This window comes from Methyloglobulus sp. (assembly GCF_040079455.1).
Taxonomy (GTDB): domain Bacteria; phylum Pseudomonadota; class Gammaproteobacteria; order Methylococcales; family Methylomonadaceae; genus Methyloglobulus.
The window spans coordinates 1-1,636 of the sequence record NZ_JBEBKJ010000170.1; the positions used below are offsets into that span (position 1 = coordinate 1).

Annotated in this window: 2 protein-coding genes; both read left to right on the forward strand. The window is 47.7% G+C overall.

The window, feature by feature from the left end; all coding sequences use genetic code 11:
• The first annotated feature begins 127 nt into the window (after positions 1–127).
• The gene (locus tag ABL924_RS18370; protein ID WP_349028543.1) at positions 128–1,177 is read left to right on the forward strand and encodes an alpha/beta hydrolase; all 1,050 of its coding nucleotides are present in this window, start codon (positions 128–130) and stop codon (positions 1,175–1,177) included.
• Between the two features lie 18 nt (positions 1,178–1,195).
• The coding region (locus ABL924_RS18375) for an alpha/beta fold hydrolase (protein WP_349028544.1) at positions 1,196–1,636 on the forward strand (441 nt) is incomplete at its 3' end.

Here is a 1,636-nt window from a genome sequence, read left to right on the forward strand (position 1 = left end):
TCAGATGTGTATAAGAGACAGGTCTTATACTGTGCAGGTGGCGGAAATTATCCGTGAGTACCGTGTTTCTCTCTAATATGGCACCTAACGGAACACAGTCATTTGGCACACTTAAGATATTTCACAAATGATGCCGCGTAGTCTCTTGATACGTGGCCTATTGGTTTTCTCTGGGATTTGCTGCCTGGCTGCGATATTGGGCAGCGTTTATCAAATGCAGGCAACCGCCGCCGACTTAAAGTCACATCCTGCACCGGGGCGCATGGTAAACGTCAATGGGCTGATCTATCACTTGAACTGCACAGGAACAGGTTCGCCAACGATTATTTTGGAAGCTGGTTTGGGTGAAAGCTCGTTAAGCTGGTATCCGGTTCAAGCTAAGCTCTCCCAAACAACCCAAGTTTGCGCATATGATCGCGCCGGGCTTGGATGGAGTGATCCGGCGGACGAACCCATGTCACCTGAGCAAGTCGCAACAAACTTGCATACCTTGCTTCGCAATGCGCCAATTACTCCACCTTTTGTGCTGGTTTGCCATTCACGCGGCGGCATATTTTGCCGTCACTATTATCACCAGTTTACCCAGGAAGTTAAAGGCCTAGTACTTGTTGATTCTACGCACGAACAAGGCGCTTTTCGGGAGTATCCTTATGTGCAAGCAGACTATCTTAAACAAGGAATCCAGATTGCCATTGCGCCTTTGCTTTCCCGTATCGGGGTTATTCGCTTGATGGGCTGGGCAAACGCCGACCGCCTACCATCGCCTTTGCCTGACGACATTTTGGCGGCAAAATCAGCCGTTCAAAACCGTACTGACACCACCCTTGCCGTCATCAACGAAATAACCGAAATGCGGAAAGGCTTGGATCCATCCACACCACCGCCAGCTTCACTGGGCAACCTGCCGCTGGTGGTGTTGACTGCTGGCAACGGAATAGACATTGTGTTAGCTGAACGTGAAGCCAAGACATCGAATGGTTCGGTAGAAAATGCCGTGGCTGTTGCCCGTATTGAACGCACGTCGCATGAAGAATTGGCCGCCCTTTCATCAAACAGTAAGCATGTCATAGCGGATAGGAGTGGGCATTTCATTATGTACGACCAGCCTGACCTGTTGGAAAGCAATGTATTGGAACTACTGAATTCTGTTCGTTGCCTGTCCGCGCATGATTGTTGAAGATGATGACTTACCAATATGCCCACTAAGCCAGTGAAATATAGCCAGTTCGGTTCCGATAATGGGCAGATAGTGATTTACTTCCACGGTGTGCCAGGATCTACGGAAGAATGTGCCATTTTTGATTCTTATGCAAAAGATAAGGGTTTGACGATTATTTGTTTAGCGCGATTTTCTATCGCTTCCGAGATAAGCGGAGAAACATATTATCAGTTTTTGGCCAGAGAGATTTCAGCATTGGCAGACGGTAAGCCGGTAGATTTTATTGGCTTCTCCGTCGGTTCGTTTATTGCCTTGCAAACCAGCCGTTATATGACTGATGGTGTCAGGAGTTTGCATTTGATTTCTGCGGCTGCACCGTTGGAAGCGGGTGATTTTATAAACGCAATGACAGGTAAACAGGTTTTTAAACTAGCCAAGGCATTTCCAGGATTGTTCGTTTTGTTGTCATACTGGCAA